The sequence below is a fragment of the Flavivirga algicola genome (assembly GCF_012910715.1).
GTDB lineage: Bacteria > Bacteroidota > Bacteroidia > Flavobacteriales > Flavobacteriaceae > Flavivirga > Flavivirga algicola.
In genome coordinates this window covers 315,905-339,915 of sequence record NZ_JABBHF010000001.1, presented here as the reverse complement: position 1 = coordinate 339,915, position 24,011 = coordinate 315,905, and the positions used below count along the sequence as shown (strand labels likewise).

20 protein-coding genes are annotated in these 24,011 nt (G+C 34.4%); 9 read left to right on the top strand and 11 right to left on the bottom strand.

Annotated elements, in window-relative coordinates:
* Positions 1-13: 13 nt before the first annotated feature.
* The 3 genes from HHX25_RS01325 to HHX25_RS01315 form a co-directional block, all read right to left on the bottom strand.
* The gene (locus tag HHX25_RS01325; RefSeq protein ID WP_169669299.1) at positions 14-1,207 is read right to left on the bottom strand and encodes a serine hydrolase domain-containing protein; all 1,194 of its coding nucleotides are present in this window, start codon (positions 1,205-1,207) and stop codon (positions 14-16) included.
* A gap of 28 nt (positions 1,208-1,235) precedes the next feature.
* On the bottom strand, positions 1,236-2,327 hold the full coding sequence (locus HHX25_RS01320) for a heparan-alpha-glucosaminide N-acetyltransferase domain-containing protein (protein WP_169669297.1): 1,092 nt from the start codon (positions 2,325-2,327) through the stop codon (positions 1,236-1,238).
* Positions 2,328-2,482: 155 nt separating this feature from the next.
* The gene (locus HHX25_RS01315; RefSeq protein ID WP_169669295.1) at positions 2,483-3,256 is read right to left on the bottom strand and encodes a carbonic anhydrase; all 774 of its coding nucleotides are present in this window, start codon (positions 3,254-3,256) and stop codon (positions 2,483-2,485) included.
* A 254-nt stretch (positions 3,257-3,510) separates the two neighbouring features.
* On the opposite strand from HHX25_RS01315, the gene HHX25_RS01310 reads away from it, so the two are divergent.
* The 5 genes from HHX25_RS01310 to HHX25_RS01290 all read left to right on the top strand — a co-directional run bounded on the left by HHX25_RS01310 (position 3,511) and on the right by HHX25_RS01290 (position 10,172).
* Complete coding sequence (locus tag HHX25_RS01310) at positions 3,511-4,899, top strand: alanine/glycine:cation symporter family protein (protein ID WP_169669293.1); 1,389 nt, start codon at positions 3,511-3,513, stop codon at positions 4,897-4,899.
* Positions 4,886-5,140 carry a DUF4212 domain-containing protein gene (locus tag HHX25_RS01305; RefSeq protein ID WP_169669291.1) on the top strand — a complete coding sequence of 85 codons (255 nt, stop codon included), beginning with the start codon at positions 4,886-4,888 and terminating at the stop codon, positions 5,138-5,140. The genes HHX25_RS01310 and HHX25_RS01305 overlap by 14 nt, the downstream gene beginning before the upstream one ends.
* Complete coding sequence (locus HHX25_RS01300; RefSeq protein WP_394352852.1) at positions 5,130-6,857, top strand: sodium:solute symporter family protein; 1,728 nt, start codon at positions 5,130-5,132, stop codon at positions 6,855-6,857. Before HHX25_RS01305 ends, HHX25_RS01300 begins: the two co-directional genes overlap by 11 nt.
* A gap of 118 nt (positions 6,858-6,975) precedes the next feature.
* Complete coding sequence (acs, locus tag HHX25_RS01295) at positions 6,976-8,883, top strand: acetate--CoA ligase (RefSeq protein ID WP_169669289.1); 1,908 nt, start codon at positions 6,976-6,978, stop codon at positions 8,881-8,883.
* A 107-nt stretch (positions 8,884-8,990) separates the two neighbouring features.
* The gene (locus HHX25_RS01290) at positions 8,991-10,172 is read left to right on the top strand and encodes a family 16 glycosylhydrolase (RefSeq protein WP_240964195.1); all 1,182 of its coding nucleotides are present in this window, start codon (positions 8,991-8,993) and stop codon (positions 10,170-10,172) included.
* 37 nt (positions 10,173-10,209) lie between these two features.
* On the opposite strand, the gene HHX25_RS01285 is transcribed toward HHX25_RS01290, so the two are convergent.
* The 6 genes from HHX25_RS01285 to HHX25_RS01260 all read right to left on the bottom strand — a co-directional run bounded on the left by HHX25_RS01285 (position 10,210) and on the right by HHX25_RS01260 (position 17,689).
* The gene (locus HHX25_RS01285) at positions 10,210-10,875 is read right to left on the bottom strand and encodes a 3'-5' exonuclease (RefSeq protein WP_169669287.1); all 666 of its coding nucleotides are present in this window, start codon (positions 10,873-10,875) and stop codon (positions 10,210-10,212) included.
* On the bottom strand, positions 10,876-12,792 hold the full coding sequence (locus HHX25_RS01280) for a DUF294 nucleotidyltransferase-like domain-containing protein (RefSeq protein ID WP_169669284.1): 1,917 nt from the start codon (positions 12,790-12,792) through the stop codon (positions 10,876-10,878). It abuts the gene before it with no gap.
* Between the two features lie 33 nt (positions 12,793-12,825).
* Positions 12,826-13,440: a fumarylacetoacetate hydrolase family protein gene (locus HHX25_RS01275; RefSeq protein WP_169669276.1), complete on the bottom strand. Its 615-nt coding sequence runs from the start codon at positions 13,438-13,440 to the stop codon at positions 12,826-12,828.
* A gap of 129 nt (positions 13,441-13,569) precedes the next feature.
* Complete coding sequence (locus tag HHX25_RS01270; protein ID WP_169669274.1) at positions 13,570-14,664, bottom strand: serine hydrolase domain-containing protein; 1,095 nt, start codon at positions 14,662-14,664, stop codon at positions 13,570-13,572.
* Positions 14,665-14,701: 37 nt separating this feature from the next.
* The gene (locus HHX25_RS01265) at positions 14,702-15,811 is read right to left on the bottom strand and encodes an ankyrin repeat domain-containing protein (RefSeq protein WP_169669272.1); all 1,110 of its coding nucleotides are present in this window, start codon (positions 15,809-15,811) and stop codon (positions 14,702-14,704) included.
* Between the two features lie 123 nt (positions 15,812-15,934).
* Positions 15,935-17,689, bottom strand: coding sequence for a glycoside hydrolase family 43 protein (locus HHX25_RS01260; protein ID WP_169669270.1), 1,755 nt, complete (start codon positions 17,687-17,689; stop codon positions 15,935-15,937).
* Positions 17,690-17,841: 152 nt separating this feature from the next.
* On the opposite strand from HHX25_RS01260, the gene HHX25_RS01255 reads away from it, so the two are divergent.
* Complete coding sequence (locus HHX25_RS01255; protein WP_169669268.1) at positions 17,842-19,602, top strand: ABC transporter ATP-binding protein; 1,761 nt, start codon at positions 17,842-17,844, stop codon at positions 19,600-19,602.
* A 131-nt stretch (positions 19,603-19,733) separates the two neighbouring features.
* Here HHX25_RS01255 and HHX25_RS01250 read toward each other — a convergent pair whose 3' ends face one another.
* Both HHX25_RS01250 and HHX25_RS01245 read right to left on the bottom strand, forming a co-directional pair.
* Positions 19,734-20,798 carry a T9SS type A sorting domain-containing protein gene (locus HHX25_RS01250; RefSeq protein ID WP_169669266.1) on the bottom strand — a complete coding sequence of 355 codons (1,065 nt, stop codon included), beginning with the start codon at positions 20,796-20,798 and terminating at the stop codon, positions 19,734-19,736.
* 308 nt (positions 20,799-21,106) lie between these two features.
* Positions 21,107-22,315: a multidrug effflux MFS transporter gene (locus HHX25_RS01245; RefSeq protein WP_169669263.1), complete on the bottom strand. Its 1,209-nt coding sequence runs from the start codon at positions 22,313-22,315 to the stop codon at positions 21,107-21,109.
* 124 nt (positions 22,316-22,439) lie between these two features.
* Here HHX25_RS01245 and HHX25_RS01240 point away from each other — a divergent pair, with 124 nt between their 5' ends.
* Genes HHX25_RS01240 through HHX25_RS01230 form a run of 3 tightly spaced genes read left to right on the top strand, consistent with a single transcriptional unit; the run spans position 22,440 to position 23,968 of the window.
* Positions 22,440-22,889, top strand: a complete 450-nt coding sequence (locus tag HHX25_RS01240; protein WP_169669261.1) for an FKBP-type peptidyl-prolyl cis-trans isomerase — start codon at positions 22,440-22,442, stop codon at positions 22,887-22,889.
* Between the two features lie 37 nt (positions 22,890-22,926).
* Entirely contained in the window at positions 22,927-23,373 is a 447-nt protein-coding gene (locus HHX25_RS01235) for a DinB family protein (protein ID WP_169669259.1), read from the top strand.
* A gap of 1 nt (position 23,374) precedes the next feature.
* Positions 23,375-23,968 carry a Crp/Fnr family transcriptional regulator gene (locus tag HHX25_RS01230; protein ID WP_169669257.1) on the top strand — a complete coding sequence of 198 codons (594 nt, stop codon included), beginning with the start codon at positions 23,375-23,377 and terminating at the stop codon, positions 23,966-23,968.
* Positions 23,969-24,011: the final 43 nt, after the last annotated feature.

Sequence of the window (24,011 nt, the reverse complement as noted above, 5' to 3'; positions counted from 1 at the left end):
TTAATTGGGTGTATCATTGTTTTTTTGCTTCAATGAAAAGATCGACTATACTTTCAATAGTCTTGGCATAATTGACATTGGATGAATTGGATAAAGCAATAATAACAAGTTTCTCTTTTGGGTAAATTTGAAACTTTGTAATACCTCCAACAGAACCACCATCATGTCCAAAACCTTTTAGTTTATTTCTTTTAATAATCCCCCAACCTATACCATAGCCAGTCTTTTTACCATTAGACAATTTTTGGGATTTTGTAAATTCCGCAATGATTTTACCTGAAAGAAATTCTTCCTTAATCATAGCATTTCCAAATTTTATCAAATCGTGGGTCGTAGAAAGAAATCCACCTCCTGCCCATTTGTAGCTATTATCCACATAAATTGCATTTTCAATAGCATTTGATGCATTAATTTGATAAAATGACGATCTGTTTTCAATAATGCGTTCATTTTTATCTGCAAATGTGGCATTCATACCTAGTTTAGAAAAGATCTCATGTTTCATGAAATCTAAAAAGGGCATACCACTTGCATTTTCAACGGCTGCACTTAGTAAGTTAAATCCATACGAAGAATATGAATAACCAGTTCCTGGCTTAAATAATAAAGAATCGTTTTTAAAGATATCCAACCCTGATTCAACGGTGCTATATTTTTTAGCTGAAGTATACTCGGTATTTCTGTAATGTCTTATGCCTGCAATATGTCCTGCAATTTGTCTGACCGTGATGGGGTATTTCTTTTTTGGGAAGTATTTAACATATGTTTGAATGGTTGAATCTAAACTCAATTTACCATTTTTAATCAGCTTACCTAGAGCCGTAGATGTTAGAGGTTTTGATACGCTACCAATTCTAAAAATAGTTTCTCCAGAGATCACAGGTACTTGAAGTTCAATGTTTGCAAATCCAAACCCTTCAGACCATACAATATTTCCATTGATGGAAACAGCTATATCAATTCCGGGAATGTTTTGCTTTTGTTGGAGTGAGTCTATAATGCGATGTGCTTCAAATATTGCAGAAGCATATTTCGTCTTTTTAATGGTTTGACTCGTACTTTTAACCCCAATCAAAAAAGGAGTTACGAATACTAAAAGCTTAAACAGAAACCTCATAGATTGCTTTTTATATCGTATTAATGTCATATGTCGAAAAAAAATCATTTGACTTTCTTTATATTCTTGTTTTTTAAGTTCATGTTTCATATTCAGACTTTACTAATAGCCTATAAATTTAATTTTTAGAGCGATTAATTAATTTTCGATTTATAAAATTATATACAAACGTATTTGTTTTTGCATAATGAAATGAGATAAAGCAGACTATAATAACAAATAGTATGGCACCAATTATGGCTTCGGTTGGATTTAAAGTCTGGTTTAAAAAACGTTTCAGCCCATAATTTGTAAAACTTCCAAATAAAATGATAAAATGGATAACATAAATCGATAGGGTTTTTTTGCCTATTTTGGCAATTATAGATTGTTTTAAAAAGCGTTCAAAGGAATAAAACATACCAAATAGAATAAGCACATTTCCCAAACGTATAAACAGGAAATTATAACTAGCACTTAATCGTAATAACTCAACATTTGTAATGCTATGCAATTCTAGAAGAAACCATGATGAGTAATAAATAAGAAAATATCCTACTGTAAAGAATGTAATTATTGTATATAATTTAAAACGGTTTCTGTGAACATGTCTAAAAAAAACGGTAGATATAAAAGCTCCAAATGCCGAATAACCAAACCAGGGTAAAATAGTGAAAACAGAACCATTAACTTTAGTCATATAATTTGCAATAGGAAGTGGTAAATTATCAATGACTAAGTCTCTATATAAAGGTTCAGAAATAAAACAAAGGCACCCTAGGGAAAAAAGAATAACCGAAAATATATAGCTGTAATGTTTGAGTAAAATATGTAGGCTAACTAAAATAATAAGTGATAAACCAATGCATTGCAATACATCAACCACGAAAAAATAAGAGCTAAAATAACCACTAAGCCAACTCACTAAATTAATACGAAGGCTATAACCAATTCCAATAAGTATAAGGCCTCTAAAAAAACCTTTTTTAATTCTTGGTTGATCATCATTTTTTGAATGTGCACGTAATAACAAATAAGTAAAAACTAAGCCAGAAATGGAGAAAAAGGTAGGCGCTGTAATACCTCTAAAATATGACCATATGTTATAAATTATACTAGTGGAATCTCTATAAATAGGATCTATTAATGTATCAATAAAATGCCCTTGTAGCATCATTAATATAGCAAATGCTCTAACAGCATCAATAAAATACAAACGATTAGATTGCAAAATGAGTCAAATTGATTGCGATAAATATACTCCTATTATCCCAACCATAGTATTACCAAATCAAATATATTCGATAAAATACTTCGAACTTAAAATTTCTAAATGGTTAAGGTGTTATAAAATCTAGTACTTCAATTTTTGAAACACTATGCATTTTAGAAATGATAAGTCACAATTCGTCCATTCAAAGGTTGTTCATGACGATAATTGTTGATTGGCATATTTTTTTTAAGTTTTAGAACTTCTTCAACAGATAAAACAATCGGCTCTTTAAAAACAATCCAGTTCACATTTTCGGTACATGGTGGCGTGGTTAACGAACCGCTATAAGAATAATAATGTTTGTCCTCTAAAAACAAGCTGGATAAATCGATTTTTTGATGAATATCTTTAACCATGTCTTCTTCAATGGGTAAAAAACTTTCAAAAAATTCAAATAACTGACTTTCGTCACCCTCTTCTCCCAACAGCCCTAGAACGGTTATATTTCCGGTTTTACTAACATGTACCAAGTGCATTTCAATAGGGTATATAACACCATTTATTTTATGCTCTGAAGGTTCGTGAAAGTGGATCTGTTTCAGGTAGTATGTTTCATTTTTGTAATTAATGGAATCCCCCCTTTCAAAATCAAACTGTATAGAATGCCCATTGTTTTCAACCTCACTAATAAGGGTTGTTGGCGTATATTGTATTTTTAAATTTTGCTGAATTTTTACGGAATCTACATTTTTATGAATAATATTAATAGGTGATTGGTGTTTGCCACCGCAATCGGAATTTTTTTCAATTTCAGTCCAATATTTTGGTGCTGTTTCCCCTGAATAACTCCAGTGATGTTGATCCTCTTGTATATGTTTTTTTGAATTTGTGCAGGACATTGTAACTATTAAAACGATACCTAAAAGTGAAGTGATTTTCGTATTCATGATATGGGATTAAATCATTTATATAATACAAAATTACACATGACGTGTTGCCAAAACCTTACTTTTGTCAGTTTTTGGTCGTTTTGTGTTTAAAGTTATTAACTATTTCGTTTTCGGGAATAGAAAGTAAGCCTTTTAACTCTTATCGTGTCCAATTATAGCTAAGCACCGTATTAAACTATTTGATTAAATATTGCAGGTTGAATTAAACTGAAGTAATTTTAATACATTTATAAATTCAACTAAAAAGTAATATGAGCGAATTGGAAAAAATTGTTAAATCCTTTTCAGATAATGTCTGGGGGTTGCCTTTGGTCATACTACTTATAGGAGGGGGGCTATATCTTTTGGTGCTATCAAGATTTTTACCATTTAGGTTTATAGGGCATGCCATTCAAGTATTACGGGGAAAGTATGATGATCCCAATGACCCAGGGCAGATTAGTCATTTCAAGGCATTAACTACGGCGCTTTCTTCAACCATTGGGATGGGAAATATTGCGGGTGTGGCAGTTGCTATTTCTGTTGGTGGTCCTGGTGCTATGTTTTGGATGTGGGTAAGTGCTATTGTAGGAATGTCGACCAAATTTTTTACATCCACATTGGCTGTTATGTATCGGGGAAAGGATAGTAAGGGTGAGTTGCAAGGAGGACCTATGTATTTTATTACTGAGGGGCTGGGAAAGCATTGGAAACCCTTAGCTGCAATGTTTAGTTTTTTTGGGATGATAGGAGCATTGCCTGTTGTAAATGTGAACCAATTAACACAAGCTATAAATGATATTATATTAGTGCCCAATGGCATTGTTGTTAGTTTAAAGTCTAACCTAGTCATTGCCTTTGTTTTGGTTTCATTGACTTCTGTTATTATTTTAGGCGGATTAAAACGGATTAGTAACGCCGCTTCTAAGCTCGTACCATCTATGGTATTACTCTATTTTGCTCTGGTCTTGTTTATCCTGATCTCTAATTATGATGTGGTTCCTAAATATTTTATAATGATTTTTACGGATGCTTTTGCTGCGAATCATTTTACAGATGAACCTTTCTTAGGAGGTGTATTGGGAGCTCTTATTTTACTAGGGATTCGACGTGGAGCATTTTCAAACGAGGCTGGTATAGGTACGGCGCCTATGGCGCACGGCGCAGCAAAAACAGATGAGCCAGTACGCGAAGGTTTGGTGGCTATGTTAGGACCTGCTATAGATACACTGGTTGTTTGTACACTTACAGCTTTAGCCATTCTGGTAACAGGTGTTTGGGAAACAACCCCAGATAACGGAGTCAGTTTAACGGCTTCAGCATTTACTTATGCCATGCCTGGCTATGGGAAATATTTACTTATGCTTTGTGTTTTGATCTTTAGTGTATCCTCGTTGTTTTCTTATGCTTATTATGGTACAAAATGCATGTCGTTTTTAGTAGGTGCGGAGAAAAAATACTATTATAACTATATGTATATTATAAGCATTGTATTGGCCGCAACAACACCTTTTAGCGTCATGCTAAATTTAATTGATGGTACTTTTGCCCTTATGGCTATTCCAACAATGTTATCAACATTGATTTTAGCACCTAAGGTTGTTAAAGAATTTAAACGATATAGTAATCAACTAAACCATAATAAATATGACAAAAAATAATGCAAAAGCCTATTGGAAAGAAAATATAAGATATGTAATTATTTTATTGCTAGTTTGGTTTTTAGTGTCCTATGGAGCAGGAATTATATTCAAAGATACCCTTAATAAAATAAAATTAGGAGGCTTTAAACTAGGCTTTTGGTTTGCACAACAAGGATCGATGTATGTGTTTGTTATACTCATATTTGTATATGTTCGTCTTATGAACAAACTAGATAAAAAATATGGTTATGATGCTTAGTATTATGTTAGCTGAATCGTTAGGGGTTCAAAATTGGACCTATATTTTAGTGGGTATTACTTTTACCATTTATATTGGAATCGCCATTTGGTCTAGGGCGAATTCTACAAAAGAGTTTTATGTTGCTGGTGCTGGCGTATCTCCATTAGCCAATGGTATGGCAACAGCTGCCGATTGGATGAGTGCAGCATCTTTTATATCTATGGCGGGTATTATTTCTTTTGCTGGTTATGATGGTGCTGTTTATTTAATGGGATGGACCGGTGGCTATGTATTATTAGCACTGTTATTAGCGCCTTATTTACGGAAATTTGGAAAATTTACAGTGCCTGATTTTATAGGTGATCGGTATTATTCAAAGACAGCGCGATTGGTTGCTGTGTTTTGCGCCTTATTAGTATCTTTTACCTATGTAGCGGGGCAAATGCGAGGTGTTGGCATTGTATTTTCTCGTTTTTTAGAAGTTGATATTAACACAGGAGTTATCATTGGCATGCTTATCGTGTTATTTTATGCAGTACTTGGGGGCATGAAGGGTATCACCTATACGCAAGTAGTACAGTATTGTATCCTTATTTTTGCTTTTATGGTACCTGCTATTTTTATATCTATTCAAATGACAGGAAACCCTATCCCGCAATTAGGATTTGGAGGTGAATTGGCGGACGGATCTGGAACTTATTTATTAGATAAATTAGATGGCTTAAGTACAGAATTAGGTTTTGCTGAATATACTGAAGGCTCCAAATCATTGATAGATGTTTTTGCTATAACATTAGCGCTTATGGTAGGAACTGCTGGTTTACCTCATGTTATTGTCCGTTTTTTTACAGTGAAACGTGTTAAAGATGCCCGTAAGTCGGCAGGGATTGCTCTATTGCTCATTGTAATTTTATATACAACAGCACCAGCAGTAGCTGTTTTTGCCAGAACCAATATGATTGAAACGGTATCAAATCAACCCTATGAAAATGTTCCGGAGTGGTTTAAAAAATGGGAAACTACAGAGTTGATTGTATTTACTGATAAAAATAATGATGGTATTATACAATATGTGGCAGATGAGTCTAAAAATGAATTAGTAGTCGATAGAGATATTATGGTACTGGCAAATCCAGAAATTGCCAATTTACCAAATTGGGTCATTGCATTAGTGGCAGCTGGTGGGTTAGCAGCAGCTTTATCTACGGCAGCTGGGTTATTATTGGTTATTTCCGCATCAGTATCTCACGACTTAATTAAAAAGATTATTAAACCCTCAATTTCAGAAAAAGGAGAATTGGTAGCAGCTCGTTTGTCGGCAGTAGGTGCCGTTTGTGTTGCGGGTTATTTTGGAATTAATCCGCCTGGCTTTGTAGCGGCAGTAGTGGCTTTGGCTTTTGGTTTAGCAGCGGCGTCCTTCTTTCCAGCCATTATTTTGGGCATTTTTTATAAACGCATGAATAAAGAAGGTGCTATTGCAGGTATGGTAGTTGGTATTGTTGCCATGTTGCTCTATATGATTAAATACAAATTAGGCTGGTTTGATGACGTGCTTCCCGATAAGAGTGAATGGTGGTTCGGCATTTCTCCAGAAGGTTTTGGTACGGTGGCTATGGTTTTAAATTTTATAGTATCTATAGTTATCATGAGGTTTACACCAGCACCTCCTAAAGATGTTCAGGAAATAGTAGAACATATTAGAATTCCTAGTGGGGCTGGTCAAGCAACTCATTAGACAGCATGGTCTGTATATAGTTCGATGTTACTGGTATAAATTATGTGCTAATTAGCCATTATTTTTATTATTTTAGGCATCCAGAATTAATTTTTAGAATCGTAGGTATAAGTATAAGATGAGTAATTATCACATAAAGCATTTAGAAGAATATTATCAAGTTTACAGAAAATCAATAAGAGAACCCGAAAATTTTTGGGAAGAAGTTGCAGAAGAGCATTTTATGTGGCAACGAAAATGGGATCGTGTTTTAAGTTGGGATTTTTCCAGACCAGAAGTAAAATGGTTTGAAGGGGCACAACTAAATATTACCGAGAACTGTATTGATAGGCACTTGGCAACACGTGGTAATAAAACGGCTATTTTATTTGAGCCAAATGACCCGAAAGATGATGCTGAACATATTACTTATAATCAATTATATCAACGCGTCAATCAATTTGCTAATGTATTAAAAGAACAAGGTATTAAAAAAGGGGATCGCGTATGTATTTATCTGCCTATGATTCCTGAATTGGCAATGGCTGTTTTGGCTTGCGCTAGAATAGGAGCCATCCATTCAGTAGTTTTTGCAGGTTTTTCGGCTACAGCCTTATCAACCAGAATTAATGATAGTGATTGCAAAATGGTTATTACGAGTGACGGTTCCTACAGAGGAGCAAAGACAATCGATTTAAAAGGCATTGTTGATGAAGCTTTAAATGATTGTGCTTGTGTTGAAACAGTTTTGGTAGCCAAACGGATTCACTCAGACATACAAATGACATCTGGTCGCGATAAATGGTTACAGCCACTTTTAGATAATGCTTCAACAGACTGCAAGGCCGAGGTTATGAATGCAGAAGATCCGTTGTTTATATTGTATACATCAGGTTCAACAGGGCAGCCAAAAGGCATGGTTCATACAACAGGGGGGTATATGGTCTATACGGCCTATTCGTTTAAAAATGCCTTTCAGTATAGAGAAAATGATGTGTATTGGTGTACAGCTGATATTGGTTGGATTACCGGGCATAGCTATATTGTTTATGGACCATTAGCTAATGGAGCGACTACCGTTATGTTTGAAGGGGTTCCTAGTTATCCCGATTTTGGACGTTTTTGGGAGATTGTTGAAAAACATAAAGTAAATCAGTTTTATACAGCACCAACAGCTATTCGAGCCTTGGCTAAACAAGGTTTGGAATTGGTCGAGAAATATGATTTATCATCACTTAAAGTTTTGGGGTCTGTAGGCGAGCCCATAAATGAAGAAGCATGGCATTGGTATAATGATAATATTGGGAAAAAGAAAAGCCCTATAGTAGATACCTGGTGGCAAACAGAAACGGGCGGGATTATGATTACACCCATACCATTTGTAACACCGACTAAACCGACTTACGCTACCTTGCCCTTTATTGGTATTCAACCTGCTTTAATGGATGAAAATGGTAAGGAATTAAAAGGAAATCAAGTAGATGGTCGTTTATGTATAAAGTTCCCATGGCCAAGTATGGCACGTACTATTTGGGGTAACCATCAACGTTATAAAGACACGTATTTTTCGGCCTTTGAAAACAAATATTTTACGGGAGATGGAGCCTTGAGGGATGAGGTAGGCTATTACAGAATTACAGGGCGTGTGGATGATGTTATTATTGTGTCTGGTCATAATTTAGGAACGGCACCAATTGAAGATGCTATTAATGAACACCCAGCAGTTGCAGAATCTGCTATTGTAGGTTTTCCGCATGATGTAAAAGGAAATGCTTTATACGGTTATGTTATTTTAAAGGATGTTGGCGAAACGAGAGATCAAGATAATTTGCGCAAAGAGATTAATCAAATTATAACCGAACATATTGGTCCTATTGCAAAATTGGATAAAATTCAATTTACTCAAGGCTTGCCAAAAACACGTTCTGGTAAAATTATGAGACGTATTTTGAGAAAAATAGCTCATAAAGATACCAGCAATTTAGGAGATACCAGCACACTTTTAAACCCAGAAGTGGTTCAGGATATTATAGACAATGCTTTTTAGCAGATATTCGATGAAATAGTCTTATTTAGGACATGAGTTGCTTATTACGAAACATATGGAGCAACTACTACGTGGTATAGAGTATAGCTTTGTAAAAAAAAGTCACTATGTTAAAAAAAGCACTTTATTTCAAGCTCATAACATTTTCGTTTATTACGGTTAATATAATGGTCGCCAGTTGTAGTAGTGATGGAAACGAAGCCGAAAAGGAAGAACCCGTAGATAATGTCGATCCTACTATAACATGTGTTTCAGATATAAATGAAACTGTAGATGCGTTGTCAAATGGTAAGGCAATAACATATACAATACCTGTTGGTTCAGATGACCAACCAGGAGCTATTACATCACAAACTGAAGGTTTGGCTTCTGGCGAAGTATTTCCTGTAGGGACTACTAAAAATACATTCCAAGTAAAAGATGTTACAGGTAATACGGTGTCTTGTAGTTTTAACATTACGGTTACAAGAGATGAGCCTTCTTCGAACTTACCTTATTTTATTGAAGTAGATCCAACGCCTTCGGGAAAAACATGGCATAAAGTTGAAAATTTGTCGGATGAGTTTAGCGATAGTAATTTTGATGAAAGTAAATGGTTAAATACAGATCCTAATAGATGGATAGGAAGAGCGCCAGGGATTTTTAAGGAAAATACAGTAACTGAAGCCGACGATAATCTTAAGCTTACAGCATATCAGTTAGATACACCAGAGATAGTAAACGGTAATACATTTACGCATGCAGGATCAAATATTTATTCTAAGGAAGCGGCTCAAGTCGGCTATTATTTTGAATGTAGAATGAAAGCCAATAAAACGTTTATGTCTTCTACATTTTGGCTGATTAATAATAGAAATGATGGCGTTGGTTGCGATAAAAGAGTTACGGAATTAGATATTCAAGAGTGTGTAGGACAAATTACTGGGACTGCAAATTTTGCTCAAAATTTTGATGAAGCAATCCACTCTAATACACACAGCAGACAAACCGATTGTACTGGTACGCCAACAGGTTCCGCAGGAGATAATAGTGAAATAGGATCAAAAGTTTGGGCAGGTTACCACGTTTATGGAGCCTGGTGGAAAAGTGCTACCGAAATAGAGTTTTATTTAGATGGTAAAAAAGTGTATACAGTTACTCCTAAGGCTAATTTTGATTTACCACTGTATTTAAGAATGGTAGTTGAAACCTACGATTGGAATCCAGTACCTTCTGATGGAGGTATGACCGGAACCGAAGAAGAAAGAACGACCTTTTACGACTGGGTACGGACATGGGAGTTAAAATAGAAGGCTTTTAACAGATTGGTTTTAACGATTTTGCCGATTAGGGTTTTAATAGATAATCCCATTCTAATTTTTTGCGCTTGTCTAATCGAGACAGAATTTTTAGGAATACAATAGCGGTTATAAGAGCATCCCCATTAGCAGTGTGTCTATCTACTTTAGGAACATTAAGTTCTTTACATAAATCGTCTAGTGTATAATGCTCTTTTAAATTTTCTTGATAAATAATATGCTTCGATTTATTGAACAAATACCCAGTATCAATAAACCTGTTTTTTAGTTTGCCGAGTCCATGTCTTGATAGCATTTCATTCATCATATTTTTATCAAAATTAGCATGATGTGCTATGAGATCAGCGTTTTTCACATAGGCTAGAAAGGTCTTAATGGCTTCTAGTTCGGTTACTTTTTCTAAGTCTCCTTTTTTCATTAATCCGTGTATTTTAACAGTTTCTGGATTAAAAATTTCTTGCTCTAAATATAGTTCTAAACTATTTCTTACTTCAATAGATTTACCAACAAAACTAACAGCGCCAATGGATAGAATTCTATCTTTTTTTCTATCAAAACCAGTGGTTTCAGTGTCAAAAGCAACAAAACGCGTTTCACCGATTGGTTTTTTATTGATATTTTTAAAGCTGTCAATATAGTCAACCCAAAAATCAGGGTATTCTTTTTTGTTTTTATGAAACCATTTAAAAACCATTTAGATAAAGTTTTTTAAGTCAAATCTGATTTTTAAAATTTCCTGAATTTTTTGAATGGGTTTAAAACAGCGTCTAAGTTTTAGTTTTTCTTCCTTGGTTAAGGTTTCTAAATCAATAAACTTGCCTGAATTGTTGCGTAACAGTCCTTGTCTGGTTTTAAATTTAGACAAGGCCTTGAAGGCATAAGAACAGGATTCGTACAGCTCTTTGTTATTAGGCTCTAGCTCCGCTAATTTTTCAAAACGCTCGTACGTATTATTAACGCCTCTCATTTGCTTGCTTAATATAAGTAATCTGGCAGCATCAATAAGAGGCATTAAAGCTCTGTTCTTAATATTGAAAAGCTCTTTTTGATCACCGTTTTGCTCTACTAAAAATTGCTTAAAGAAACCAAGAGGAGAGGGGCTTTTAACGGCATCTCGCCCTAAAAATTTATAAAATAAATCTGTTTTTTCAAGTGTAGCATAAATAGTGTCCGTAAGGTCGTCAACTAATTCTTCACTTCCATAAACACGGTTATAATCAAAAAAAATAGAAGACAATAAAACTGCTTTTTCATCTGGTTTTAAAATCCAATCTTTAAATTGAGTTTTCCATGCTGATAAGGATTTGCACCATTCGGGATTACTTGCCATCATATCGGCTTCACAATATTCGAACCCAATTTTGTTCAAAGATTTTGTGATTAATTTAGCAAGTTCTAAAAAATAAGCTTGTGTGCCTTCATACTGTTCTTTTGGAACATCTTCAAACACCAGCGCATTATCCTGGTCGGTGAAAAGTAATTGTTCACTACGTCCTTGGCTACCTAACGCTAACCAGGAAAAAGTTACAGGAGGTGCTGTAGGCATTTTTTTCAAGGCCAATTCAACAACACGTATAGTAACGGCGTCATTGATTTGGGAAATCACATTTATAATGTGGGATATGGGAATATTTTGCTCGATATAGTTTTTTAATAGAGCATTGGCCTTAAGCCTGGCTGTACGCAATTTTTTAGTCCGCTTAGCCCGTTTTATTTCCTTAAGTATGACAGTTGGGTTGTTGCCCAAAGTTACCAAAACATCATGATGGGTTAAAACACCAATAAGTTTAGAATTAATTGTACCATCTTTGGTAATACACAAATGGCCAATACTATGTTTGATCATTTGTAATTGTCCATCAGCTATAGTTAAGCCTTTTTTTCCTGTCATTACGGGCGAACTCATGATATTGGTCACAGGAGTTTCAATAGGAAATAGACCCGTTGCTATTTTGTTTTTAATATCACTGTTTGTAATAATACCAACTGGTTTTTTTTCATCATCAACCACCACAATACAGCCAATTTTATGGTTGCTCATTTTTTTTGCTGCATCTTTTAAAGACGTTTTTATGCAACAGGTAATGGGCGATTTTGTATAATTAGCTGTTTGAAAATTCACCATATCTTGTGACCTGTTAGGCAAATAATCAACAAAAATTTCACCTGCTACTTCGGCCGAATATGGATCGTATGCATTGGAAGCGAAAGCAGTAATTAAATATTTATGAACTTGAGTATTATAATCTGTTGCCGATTGAAAAACAGCAATAGGAATTGCATATACTATGGATTCTTCATTGGCAGTGGCGGTCAATTTGTAAGGTTCATTAGTTATAAGAGGGCGTAATCCAAAAACATCACCAGTATCATGAATATTCATAATGTCTTTAACATCTCCGTTACTATAATATAAGTTTATAGCGCCATTTCTTACCATATAAAAATGCTCATGACAGACATCATCCTTTTTAAATATGGTATCCCCTTTTTCTAAATAGGTTATTGTAGTCTCTGTAGCAATTTGTAACAAGGTTTTATTGGAAAGCATATTAAAAGGCGGGTAGCCACCTAAAAAATCAACGACACGTTCTGCTATAGAATTCTTCATAAAACCTTGTTTAATAGATTTAAGGTATTATTATTAAATCATTTTAAAATCTAACAATAATTCACCTTCAATAGAAGCTTGTAAATGGTCTCCTTTAAAAATTTGTCCAGCACCTACAGCTGGCGTTCCTGTGAAAATTAAATCACCAGGGACCAAAGTCATAAAACTTGAAACAAAGCTAATGATCTCGCTAAAATTGTAAATCATAAAGTCGGTATTTCCAACTTGTTTTTGTTCGCCATTGATAACTAAGTCGAAATTAATATTATTAAGTTCAGGAAAGTTAGAAATAGGTTTAAAACTTGATATAGGTGATGCGCCATCAAAACCTTTAGCTAATGCCCAAGGGCCTTTATTGGCTCTACTGGCTGTTAGCACATCTTTGGCTGTATAGTCTATTCCAACAGCAATTTCAGAAATATAAGACGCTGCATCTGCTACACTAATATCTTTACCCGTTTTACCAATTTTAGCAACCAGTTCGACCTCATAAACCAATTCGTTGGTAATGGCAGGAAATTCAACATCTTTATTATCGGTTACTAAGGTACTTTCTGGTTTTGTGAATATTAATTGAGAACCATTTTTAAGGGCTTCGATTTCTGTTTTATCACTCACATAATTTTTACCAATGCCTATAATTTTCATCTTTTTTATTATTGTTTATAAGATTAATTTAAGCCAATAAAAGTAATAAATTAAGCAGACTACTGGGAAGATTTAAAAATAATTTTTCAAGTATATAGATTGTTTTCTTCTTAATATATTTTGTTTTTATTATTCTTCGCTTTTAAATATTGGAAGAAAAATATCTTTCATCATGGCAAAGGGCAATTTATCTTCTTGCGAGTTGTAAGCTCCACCATTAAAAATGGCAACCAAGTCCATACTTGGAAAGATCATAATATACTGACCTCCGTTTCCAGTGGCGGTTTTAGAAATAACAACTTTTTCATCTATTTTAAATGGGATCTGCCACCATAAATAACAATAATCTATTCCTGTAATTTTGGTTTTTGGAGTGGTTGATTTTTCAATCCATTTTTCGGATACGATTTGTTTTTCATGCCATTTCCCCTTGTTGAGGATTAATTGACCAATTTTGGCCATATCGCGTGAAGTCATATATAATCTTTTTCCTGAAGGTATGATCTTTTTATCTGAAGTATGGCCCCAATTCGCATTTTTAATTCCTAATGGGGTGAATAAATAGTGTTCAGCAAATTTGTCGATGGGCATCCCCGATGCTTGACTTATTATTTCTGCTACCAAAATTGAACCCATTGAGCAATAATTGGATATCGTTCCTGGTTCATTTATCATGGGTAGGTTAAGTGTATATTGAATCCAATCCTTTTTTTTATGAACTTTATCTTCCTGACCTTTTGATTTTTTATCCCAATCATTACAATCAAGTCCGCTCGACATCGTTAAAAGGTGTTCAATAGTAATCTTTGTTTTTCTTGGATCAAGATTTTTTGTTGGTATTGGATTTGTAAGGTATTTTGATATGGGGGCTTTAACGGTATCTATAAATCCTTTATCTATAGCAATTCCCATTAAAATGGATCTTATACTTTTTGTTACCGAACGTAGGTCGTGCTGCTTATCTATAGCATAGTTATTAAAATACGTTTCAATAATGAGTTGATTATTTTTTACCAATAAAACACTGTGGATTTTATGCTTTCCGTTTTTCATTTGGTCGAATAACTTATATATTCTTGTGGTGTCAATCTCATGTGATTTTAAGCTACTTGTTTTCCACCCATCATTAAGCTCTTTTGGTTGGGAGTAAGTGTATGTTTTTTGTCCATAGCAAAAGCTATTTATTAATAAGGCTAGAATTGTTATGCTTGTTATGTTTTTCATAATAGTAGGAATCAAAAAGATATTTTTTACCCAAGCTCTAATCCAGATATATACTAATTTGAGGTATGTTCTGTTTAGCTATATTTTTTAACTCTTGAAATGATTTATGTGATTGCACCCAAGCTTCTTTTAAGAGGTTAGCTAATTTCTCATCAATACTTTCGGCATCATATTTTGGGCATTCCTTTATCATAAGAGCTAAAAGTTTATTCCATTCAGGATTCTTTTTGACATTTTCATTAAAAAAAACGTCAACTAATTCATCAAACCAGTTGTACTCTTCCCAAGATTGGGAAAGCCAACCTTCATCATCCATAAAGGAAACAATTTCTCCATCGTAAACATATTCAGAAACTTCTTCAAAAGTGAGGGAGATTTTAACCAAGTGTCTGATTAGTTCAGCCCACTCTTTTGAAAGCATGAAGTATTCGTTTTCAAGATATTTATAGCATACCTTTTTTGCTGCACTTGGCAAATCATATACTCGGTCTTTAACAGATAAAACACTTAATGCCTCTTCAAGAAATTTTTTAGGATCTGCTTTCGTAGCGTTTTTAATTTCAACATTTAAGAACACTTTTAGGTTTTTTAAGGTTTCTGGTTTTACGATAGATCCAGATTTTTGTAACAATGAAAGCATGGCTTGCAGGCCTTCAATTTCTTTTGCAGAAGATTTTCTGGACTCTGCATCGAAGTTTTCATCATTCACCACTTTAAGACTTTCCATGCCCAATTCTAACCCATACTCTATGAGGTTTCCATTTATTGCTAATTCTTGATTACTGTCAAACCACTGTGCCTTAGCATTGATATCGCTCCCATAATCAATAAGCATATTAATAATTTCTAGTTTTACCTCTGTTTTCGAACGTTTATTTTGAAGCGCAAAAAGAATAGCAGGGCCTTTGTAATAGTGATATGAAGATGATTCGAGATTAGGATCAGCTCCATGGTCTAAAAGGTATTTTACAGCTTTTGTTTCTCCTTCAGATACCATTTGTGATAAGATCAACATGTTTTTATCTCGAACATTGTTAAAATCTATGCCTTTTAATGTTTCGCTTACTTCTTCAGTAGAAATATTTTTATCTATTTGAACTAAGGTGGAACTTACATCATAGAATGATTTTTCTTCGTGATTTTTCATGATATTGGGATTTGGGAGTATTTTTCATGACTTATTAATTCAATATTTCTGTACTAATATAACATATTTTACTTCACATAAATGTAGTTAAACTTTTTTGAGAATTGAAAATAATATATATGCTTAATATTGTGTGAAGGTAATCTCATCAAAATTAACAGCCCTTTGTTGTAAGGCACTTGTGTCTTTTTGCACACAATATAATCCAATGCGGGCGCCGATCCATGCACCAGAACGTACCTCGAACTCAGGACCTAATTTGGAGAAATCCTCGCCGTTGGTACTAAATAAAAACTGGCCATAGATAATACCATTGCCATAACGGTCTAGTTTTTTTAACTGATAATCTTGTAGTGTGGCTTTGTGTGTTTCTTTTTCCTCTTTTGAACGTCTGGTTCTATATTTTAAAGGTTTAGGAAGCGTACCTTGTGTGTCTAATCGTAACCAAAAATCAGTACCAGTAACAGTTTTGGCACCCAAGGTTTGCAAACCAAAGCGCATAGATACTTTCATAGTATCTTTTATTTCTTCAACACCAATATCAAATGATTTTCGTCCTAGAGAAGTTAATCCAGTTCTTATACCTTTATAGTTAGAAGCATTCATTTTTACGGTTGCCGAAAAATTGAAATTAGGAAACATTTGTGTTAAAACTTGTGGAACACGCTCCAGTTCTTGATTGGCTGAAAAAAGAGCTGGTAAAACCAATTTTCCTTTTTCAAGTTTGTACCAATTCTTTTGCGGATTTGCAGGCCATTGCCATTGTAACCCTAACGTTTTAGAACTAAAATCATCAGAGTTTTGTAGTTTAAAAGGAACAGCGGGATGTGGGAATGTATAGCTTTCTACAGGGTTTCCAATACCATCATTATCGGGGTCGATGCCAACTACAGGCCAATCATTGTCTGTCCAATGCGCTGGTTCTAAACGTACAATGCGTCCTAAAGTACCAACCGATTGAAAATGAATAAACCACCATTCACCTGTATGCGATTCTACTAAACCGCCTTGATGTGGGCCATTTATTCCTGTATTACCAGTCTCGCAAATAGTCTTAATTTCATAGGGACCTTTAGGGCTTTTTGATCGCAAGGCGGTTTGCCAACCAAATTCTACGCCACCAGCAGGGCATAAAATATAGAACCACTCACCACGTTTCATAAACTTGGTGCCTTCTATAACACTTTGATATTTATCAGTTGGAAAATTTTTGGAATCCTTGGCATCAAATACAGTAACGGGTTCTCCAATAAGAGCTGTACCTTCCCAGTTCATTTCCCAGACATCAATACGTTCGTTAATACCGCGGCGAGAGGCTGCATGTGCGTGCGCAAGATATGCTTTGCCTGTTTTTTTATCCCAGATAGGGGAAGGGTCGATCCAACCAGAGGCCTCTTTAATCAATACAGGTTTGCTCCATGTTCCAGCAGGGTTTTTTGTTTTTATTTGATAAACCCCAGCATCGGGATCTCCCCAGAAAATCCAGAAGTAACCATTATGGTAGCGAATAGCAGGAGCATATACACCTTTACCAAGGCGAGGCACGTTGTAATCGAGTTGGTCTTTATTTCTGTTTTTGTAGCTAAAAAGTGCATCGGGTAAGTGTTGGATACCGTGCCCAATAAGTTTCCAGTTTACCAGGTCTTTAGAATGCAGGATTGGCAATCCAGGAACCATATTAAAACTTGAGGCGGTCATATAATAATCGTTCTCAACCCTTATAACATCAGGATCGGAAAAATCAGCACTGATAATGGGGTTTTTGTATACCTGTTCAATAATGGTGGGGTGCTTTGTTTTTGATGCTTTTCCACATGCAGATAAAAGAATCATTAATAATATGATAAGATGAGGCTTCATTAATTGTTTGTAATTCATGCGATGTGCTTGCTTTTTTGTATCTATTGTGTTTTCGCTAAAATAATGAAACTATTAAGGGCATACGTGTATTTATGTTTTAATAAGGTGTCCATATTATTCATATAGTTTGGTTAATTTAGCAAACAATCTTATTGTTAAAAATCGTTTCAATGCAGCAGTTCAAGAGCACCTCAAAAACCAAAAATAAAGTGACTATGGCACAGGCCTTTAAAACCATTATATGGCCGCGACGTAATTTGGTGTTTATTGGTTTGATTTTGATAGTTATAAGGAGCTTGGCAGGTTTGGTTTTGCCATGGCAAAGCAAAGTGTTATTGGATGAGGTGGTACCAAATAAAGATATAAATTTATTATACAAATTAGTAGCCATTGTTTTGGGGGCTATTTTATTACAATCGCTGACATCGTTTTTGCTTACTCGCATTTTAAGCGTTCAAGCACAATATCTGATTAGTGAACTGCGAGCACAGGTGCAGAAAAAAGTGCTTTCGTTACCTATTAGTTTTTTCGATAATACCAAATCTGGAGCTTTGGTATCTCGTATAATGAGTGATGTAGAGGGGGTTCGAAATCTTATTGGTACAGGTTTGGTACAGTTGGTTGGAGGCACCTTTACAGCCATTATTTCCCTAATTATTTTAATAAAACTGAACGCATGGATGACACTTTTTGTATTCGTGCCACTATCCGTATTCGGTTATATTGCACTTAGAGCTTTTAAATACATACGCCCCATTTTTAGAAAACGGGGTAAAATAAATGCCGAAGTTAAAGGGCGCTTAACCGAAACCTTAGCTGGGGTAAGGGTCATTAAAGCCTTTAATGCCGAAACACAGGAAAACAAAATTTTTGAGAAAGGTGTTGATAGATTATTTCAAAATGTAAAAAAGAGCTTAACAGCTACAGCTTTAATGACAAGTTCTTCAACCTTTTTAATTGGTGTAGCTACTACTGGCATCATGGCCATTGGAGGCTATTATATGATACAAAATGATATGACTACGGGAGAATTTTTATTCTTCACACTTATTTTAGGGTTTATGATTGCGCCTATAGTGCAAATGAGTAATATTGGGAGTCAGTTAACGGAGGCATTAGCAGGTTTAGATAGAACTGAAGAGCTCATGAACATGACTGCAGAAGCAGATAATAAAGAAAGAGCCATTCGGTTAGAAACTATTCATGGAGAGATTGTCTTTGAGGATGTATCCTTTTCCTATGAAGCAGGTAAAGAGGTATTACACCATATTAATTTTACCGTACCTGCTGGCTCAACAACAGCTCTGGTTGGGAGTTCGGGATCGGGTAAATCAACCATAGCTGGCTTATCCGCTACATTTTTAAATCCGAAATCTGGTAAGGTAACGATTGATGGTCAAGATTTATCTAAAGTAAAATTGAATACGTATCGTCAATATTTAGGAGTGGTTTTGCAGGATGAATTTTTATTTGAAGGTACTATTAGAGAGAATATTATGTTTCCAAGACCTGATGCGACTGAATCTGAATTGCAAAATGCTGTTAAAGCAGCTTACGTCAATGAATTTACAGATCGTTTTGAAGATGGTTTAGAAACATTAATAGGAGAAAGAGGCGTTAAGTTGTCTGGAGGTCAGCGTCAACGATTGGCCATTGCGCGTGCTATTTTAGCAGATCCGAAAATTATTATTCTGGATGAAGCGACTTCAAGTTTAGACACCGAGAGTGAGGCTTTAATACAAAAAAGTTTGACTGAATTGGTAAAAAACAGGACAACCATTGTTATAGCGCACCGATTAAGTACGATTAGAAAAGCAGATCAAATTTTGGTTGTTGAGGCCGGGCATATTGTAGAACGAGGGAGCCATGATGAATTGATCACTTTAAATGGTAGGTATTATGATTTATACACTTATCAGGCTAAGATTTAAGAAGCGTAGTATAAGTTGTTAGAACATTAATTAGCTTTTTATCTAACAAAATTATTTATATAGAAAAACAGTAGAAACTTATGGCTGTTTCTACTGTTTTCTTTTATAAAATAGTATAAAAAATATGTTCCTTATTCTTTTATAAATTTAAAGGTGTTGCCGTTCTCAAGATTTAAAAAATATAATCCGTTAGATAAATTTTTAATATCGATTTTTTTATAACTAGCAACTATCCCACTATTTATTTTAGTTCCTAACGTGTTATAAATTGCATAATTTTCTGTTTTGGTCAATCCAGAAATCTGGATAAAACCAGGAGAAGGACTCGGGTATAACTTTATACGCGATAATTTTTTACTATCATTATTTGAAAGCGTGCTTAAATTGACTTTAGAGACTCTGTTTTCATCAAATTCAGTGATATACAAATCGGTTCCATTAACAGCCATTTGAACAGGGGTTTTTACTCTAGTTACAAGTGTTGCCAATGGTACGGCTAAGCTAATATCTATTTTGGAAACTTTATCTCCAAGATATTCGGCAATATATAGGTCATTTCCATCAAGTAGCAATCCATATGGGTGATTCATTCCAAATATTACATTTGTTGCCGTAGTAATTGGCAAGGTTGCGGTAATGTCTATTTTAGAAATTCTATTACCGCCGTATTCACTAATATACAAGTCATTGCCATGGAGAGCCATTCCAGTAGGGCGATTCAATCCAGTTATCACATCTGTAGCAGTAGGCGTAACTGCGGTAATGTCTATTTTAGAGATTTTATTTCCAATATATTCGGCAATGTATAAGTCATCTCCGTTCAGTATCATTGTACTGGGGGCGTTCAGCCCAGTTATCACGTCTGTAGCGGTAGGCGTCGCTGTAGTAATATCTATTTTAGAAATTTTATTTCCAATAGCTTCGACAATATACATTTCATTCCCATGGAGCACCATGCTAGTAGGACGATTCAATCCTGTTATCACGTCTGTAATAGTGGGGGTAACCGCAGTAAGGTCTATTTTAGAAATTTTGTTTCCCTCTGCTTCAGCAATATATAAGTCATTTCCATTAAGTAGCAGGCCATTTGGACCGTCTAAACCTGTTGTTTGCGCAATAAGTTTGAAACCGCTTAAAAATAAAGATATAGAAAACAATATGATTCCTATGTTTTGGGGTTTGATAATTTTTTTCATGGTTTATTTAATTTTAAAGCTAACTTATGTCATCATTATATTATTTCTAAATTAATATGGTGAGTCTGTTTATTTATGTGGTAAATGTGTTAAAATAAAAGGTGAACCTCAACACCTTTTTTTACTATGAGCCGTATTAGGTAATTAGTTGATTTCCTTAACGCTCTGTGACTGGATAACAGTTAAAATGAATATTGCAAAAAAATACAGTGAGTGCTTCCAATTGGGTTTGGAATAGAATTGTTGTAGTATTAGATACTTTTCAATTTACATTACAGAAGGATGATTGGCGATCTGGGGATACTTAATTAAACGTGTAATAACCTCTTTTTCCTTTTTAGAAAAATAAAAGTTAAAAGTGACAAAACACCAAAAATTGAAAACCCTATAAATAAGGGCAGTACAGAATTGGTAACAAAACCACCTATGTAATTGGCTATAGGTACAGCCATAACTGTAGATACAAAACCATTAATCGCCGCCCCGATACCAGCAATATGCCCCAAGGGTTGCATGGCCAAAGCTCTTAAGTTTCCAAAAATGAAACCAACAGCAAAGAATTGTATAGCAAAAAAGCCGAGTAAAATACCTATACTTGGATTGTTCCCAGACCAAAATAAAAAGACATATAAAATAGAAATAACAGCGTATGCTATAGTCGCCAAATATGAAATACGCCACATACCATATTTGACAACCAAAACACTATTTAAATAGGTTGCAAACCCAATAGATATGGCCAAACTTGCAAAAATATATGGGAACATATCTGCCATATTATACTGCTCTTGAAAAATTTGTTGAGAGGTGCTTAGGTACACCATAAACGAACCTGTTATAAAGCCGGAAATAAGTGTAAAAGCCACAGCATCCTTATATTTAATAAATTCTCTTGCACCATCAATAAATTGATGTGACGTGAATTTTATACGTTTTTCTTTGTCTAGAGTTTCTGGTTGTCGTTTCCAAAACCAAAGCATGATTAAAAGACCATATATTAAATTCACATAGAAAATAGATTCCCAATTATAAAAATTAAGCAAAAACAATCCTAATGTCGGAGCTATTATAGGAACTAAAATAAAAACCATAACTACGATAGATAGAATTTTAGCCATGTAATCTCCACTATACGAATCTCTTACAATAGCAATGCTTAAGGTTCTTGGGGAAGATAATCCAATGCCTTGAAGCACACGGGCAATAATCATCATTTCAAAACTTTTGGTCGTTACACAAATAATACTGGCAATTATAAATACTATAAAGCCTATATATACAATGGGTTTTCTCCCAAAGCTATCAGATAAGGGACCAAAGATAAGCTGACCAAACCCCAGCCCCAAAAAAATCATGGTAATGAGTAGTTGGTTGTCACTCGTATTGGTAACATTTAATGAATTCCCAATTTCAGGAAGCGCAGGCAATAATGCATCTATAGATAAAGCAACAATAGACATAAGAGATGCCATTAATGCTACAAATTCAAATTGGAACTTATTATTTGTTTTTTGCATGAAGCAAAAGTACTTTATATAAAGTTAGCAAGCTTAAACTTAAGGTTACAATATTCATAAATTTTATCATTTTTTATAATTTATAAAGTAGATGTGTTTGCTATATTTACACAAAAAATAAACTATGAAATATATTGCATTTGCTTTGGTACTATCTCTTTTTGTTTCATGTAGTAGCGATGATGAAAAGGATTATGTTGCTTTAAATGATCAAGAAATTACAGATTATATTGCCCAAAACAATTTAGTTGCACAAAAAAGCCCTACAGGTCTTTATTATATAATTGATAACGAAGGAACAGGGGCGCAACCCAATTTAACATCAACAGTTACTGTAGCTTATAAAGGTTATTTTACTAATGGGTCGGTTTTTGAAGAAAGTAGTGTAGAAGGCGTATCGTTTGGTTTGCAGCAAGTTATTGATGGATGGAAAGAGGGCATTGCTTATTTTAAAGAAGGAGGTAGTGGTACGCTTTTAGTACCATCCCATTTAGCTTACGGAAACTCAGGAAAAGGTAGTATTCCTGGAGGAGCCGTTCTTATTTTTGATATTAACCTTATTTCTGTAAATTAGTGAGGAAAGAACCTCAGGGTTAAAATATTGATAAAATATGCTTACTACGACCTTAATTAAAATTTTTATTCGAGATCTTAATAAACTTAAAACCGAAATAAAGGCATATAAAACCGAAGAAAATTTGTGGCTTCTAAACAAAGACATTACGAATTCGGCAGGTAATTTATGCCTGCATATTGTTGGAAACCTTAATCATTTTATTGGTGCTACATTGGGTAATACAGGATATGTAAGACAAAGAGACCTTGAATTTTCGCATAAGGATATACTAAGAACAACATTGTTAAAACAAGTAGATGATACGATTCAAATGGTAGAAGATGTCTTGACAAAACTACTAGATGAAAATTTGGAAAAAGAGTATCCAATCGTAGTTTTTAAGGGGCCTATGAGCACAGAATATTTCCTGGTGCATTTAGCGACTCATTTATCTTATCATTTAGGGCAAATAAATTATCACAGACGTTTACTAGACTCATAAGATGATTAAGGAAAAAGGACAATTATTATTAGATTATATTAACAGGTATGTTTCTTTAACAGAAGAAGAGGAAAATACGCTTCTTTCTAAAGTCGTTTACAGGAGCTATTTAAAAGGACAGTTTATCGTTCAGCAAGGAGATATTTGTAAATACGAATGCTTTGTGCTTTCTGGTTGCACAAAAACATTTTATATAGATGATGAAGGGCAGGAGCATATTGTCATGTTTTCTATAGAAGATTGGTGGACTGCAGATATGGGGAGTTTTATAACACAAACACCAGCTGATTATAACGTTCAATGTTTAGAAAAAACAGAGCTAATCATGTTTCCTTATGATATTATTGAAGATTTATACGCTGCCATTCCAAAATTAGAGCGTTTTTTTAGACAAATTATACAAAAAGCATTTGTTGCTTCACAAAAACGTATTGTTAGGAGTTTTAGCCTTTCTGCAAAAGAACGCTATGTTTATTTTAGAAATCAGTACCCGAAAATAGAGCAACGTATTCCTCAATACATGATTGCTTCGTATTTAGGCATTACTAAAGAGTTTCTAAGTAAAATTAAGAGTGAACTTATAGCAGAACAATAAAAGTTAAACTAGATTAATATGATTTTATAATCTACATTATTTT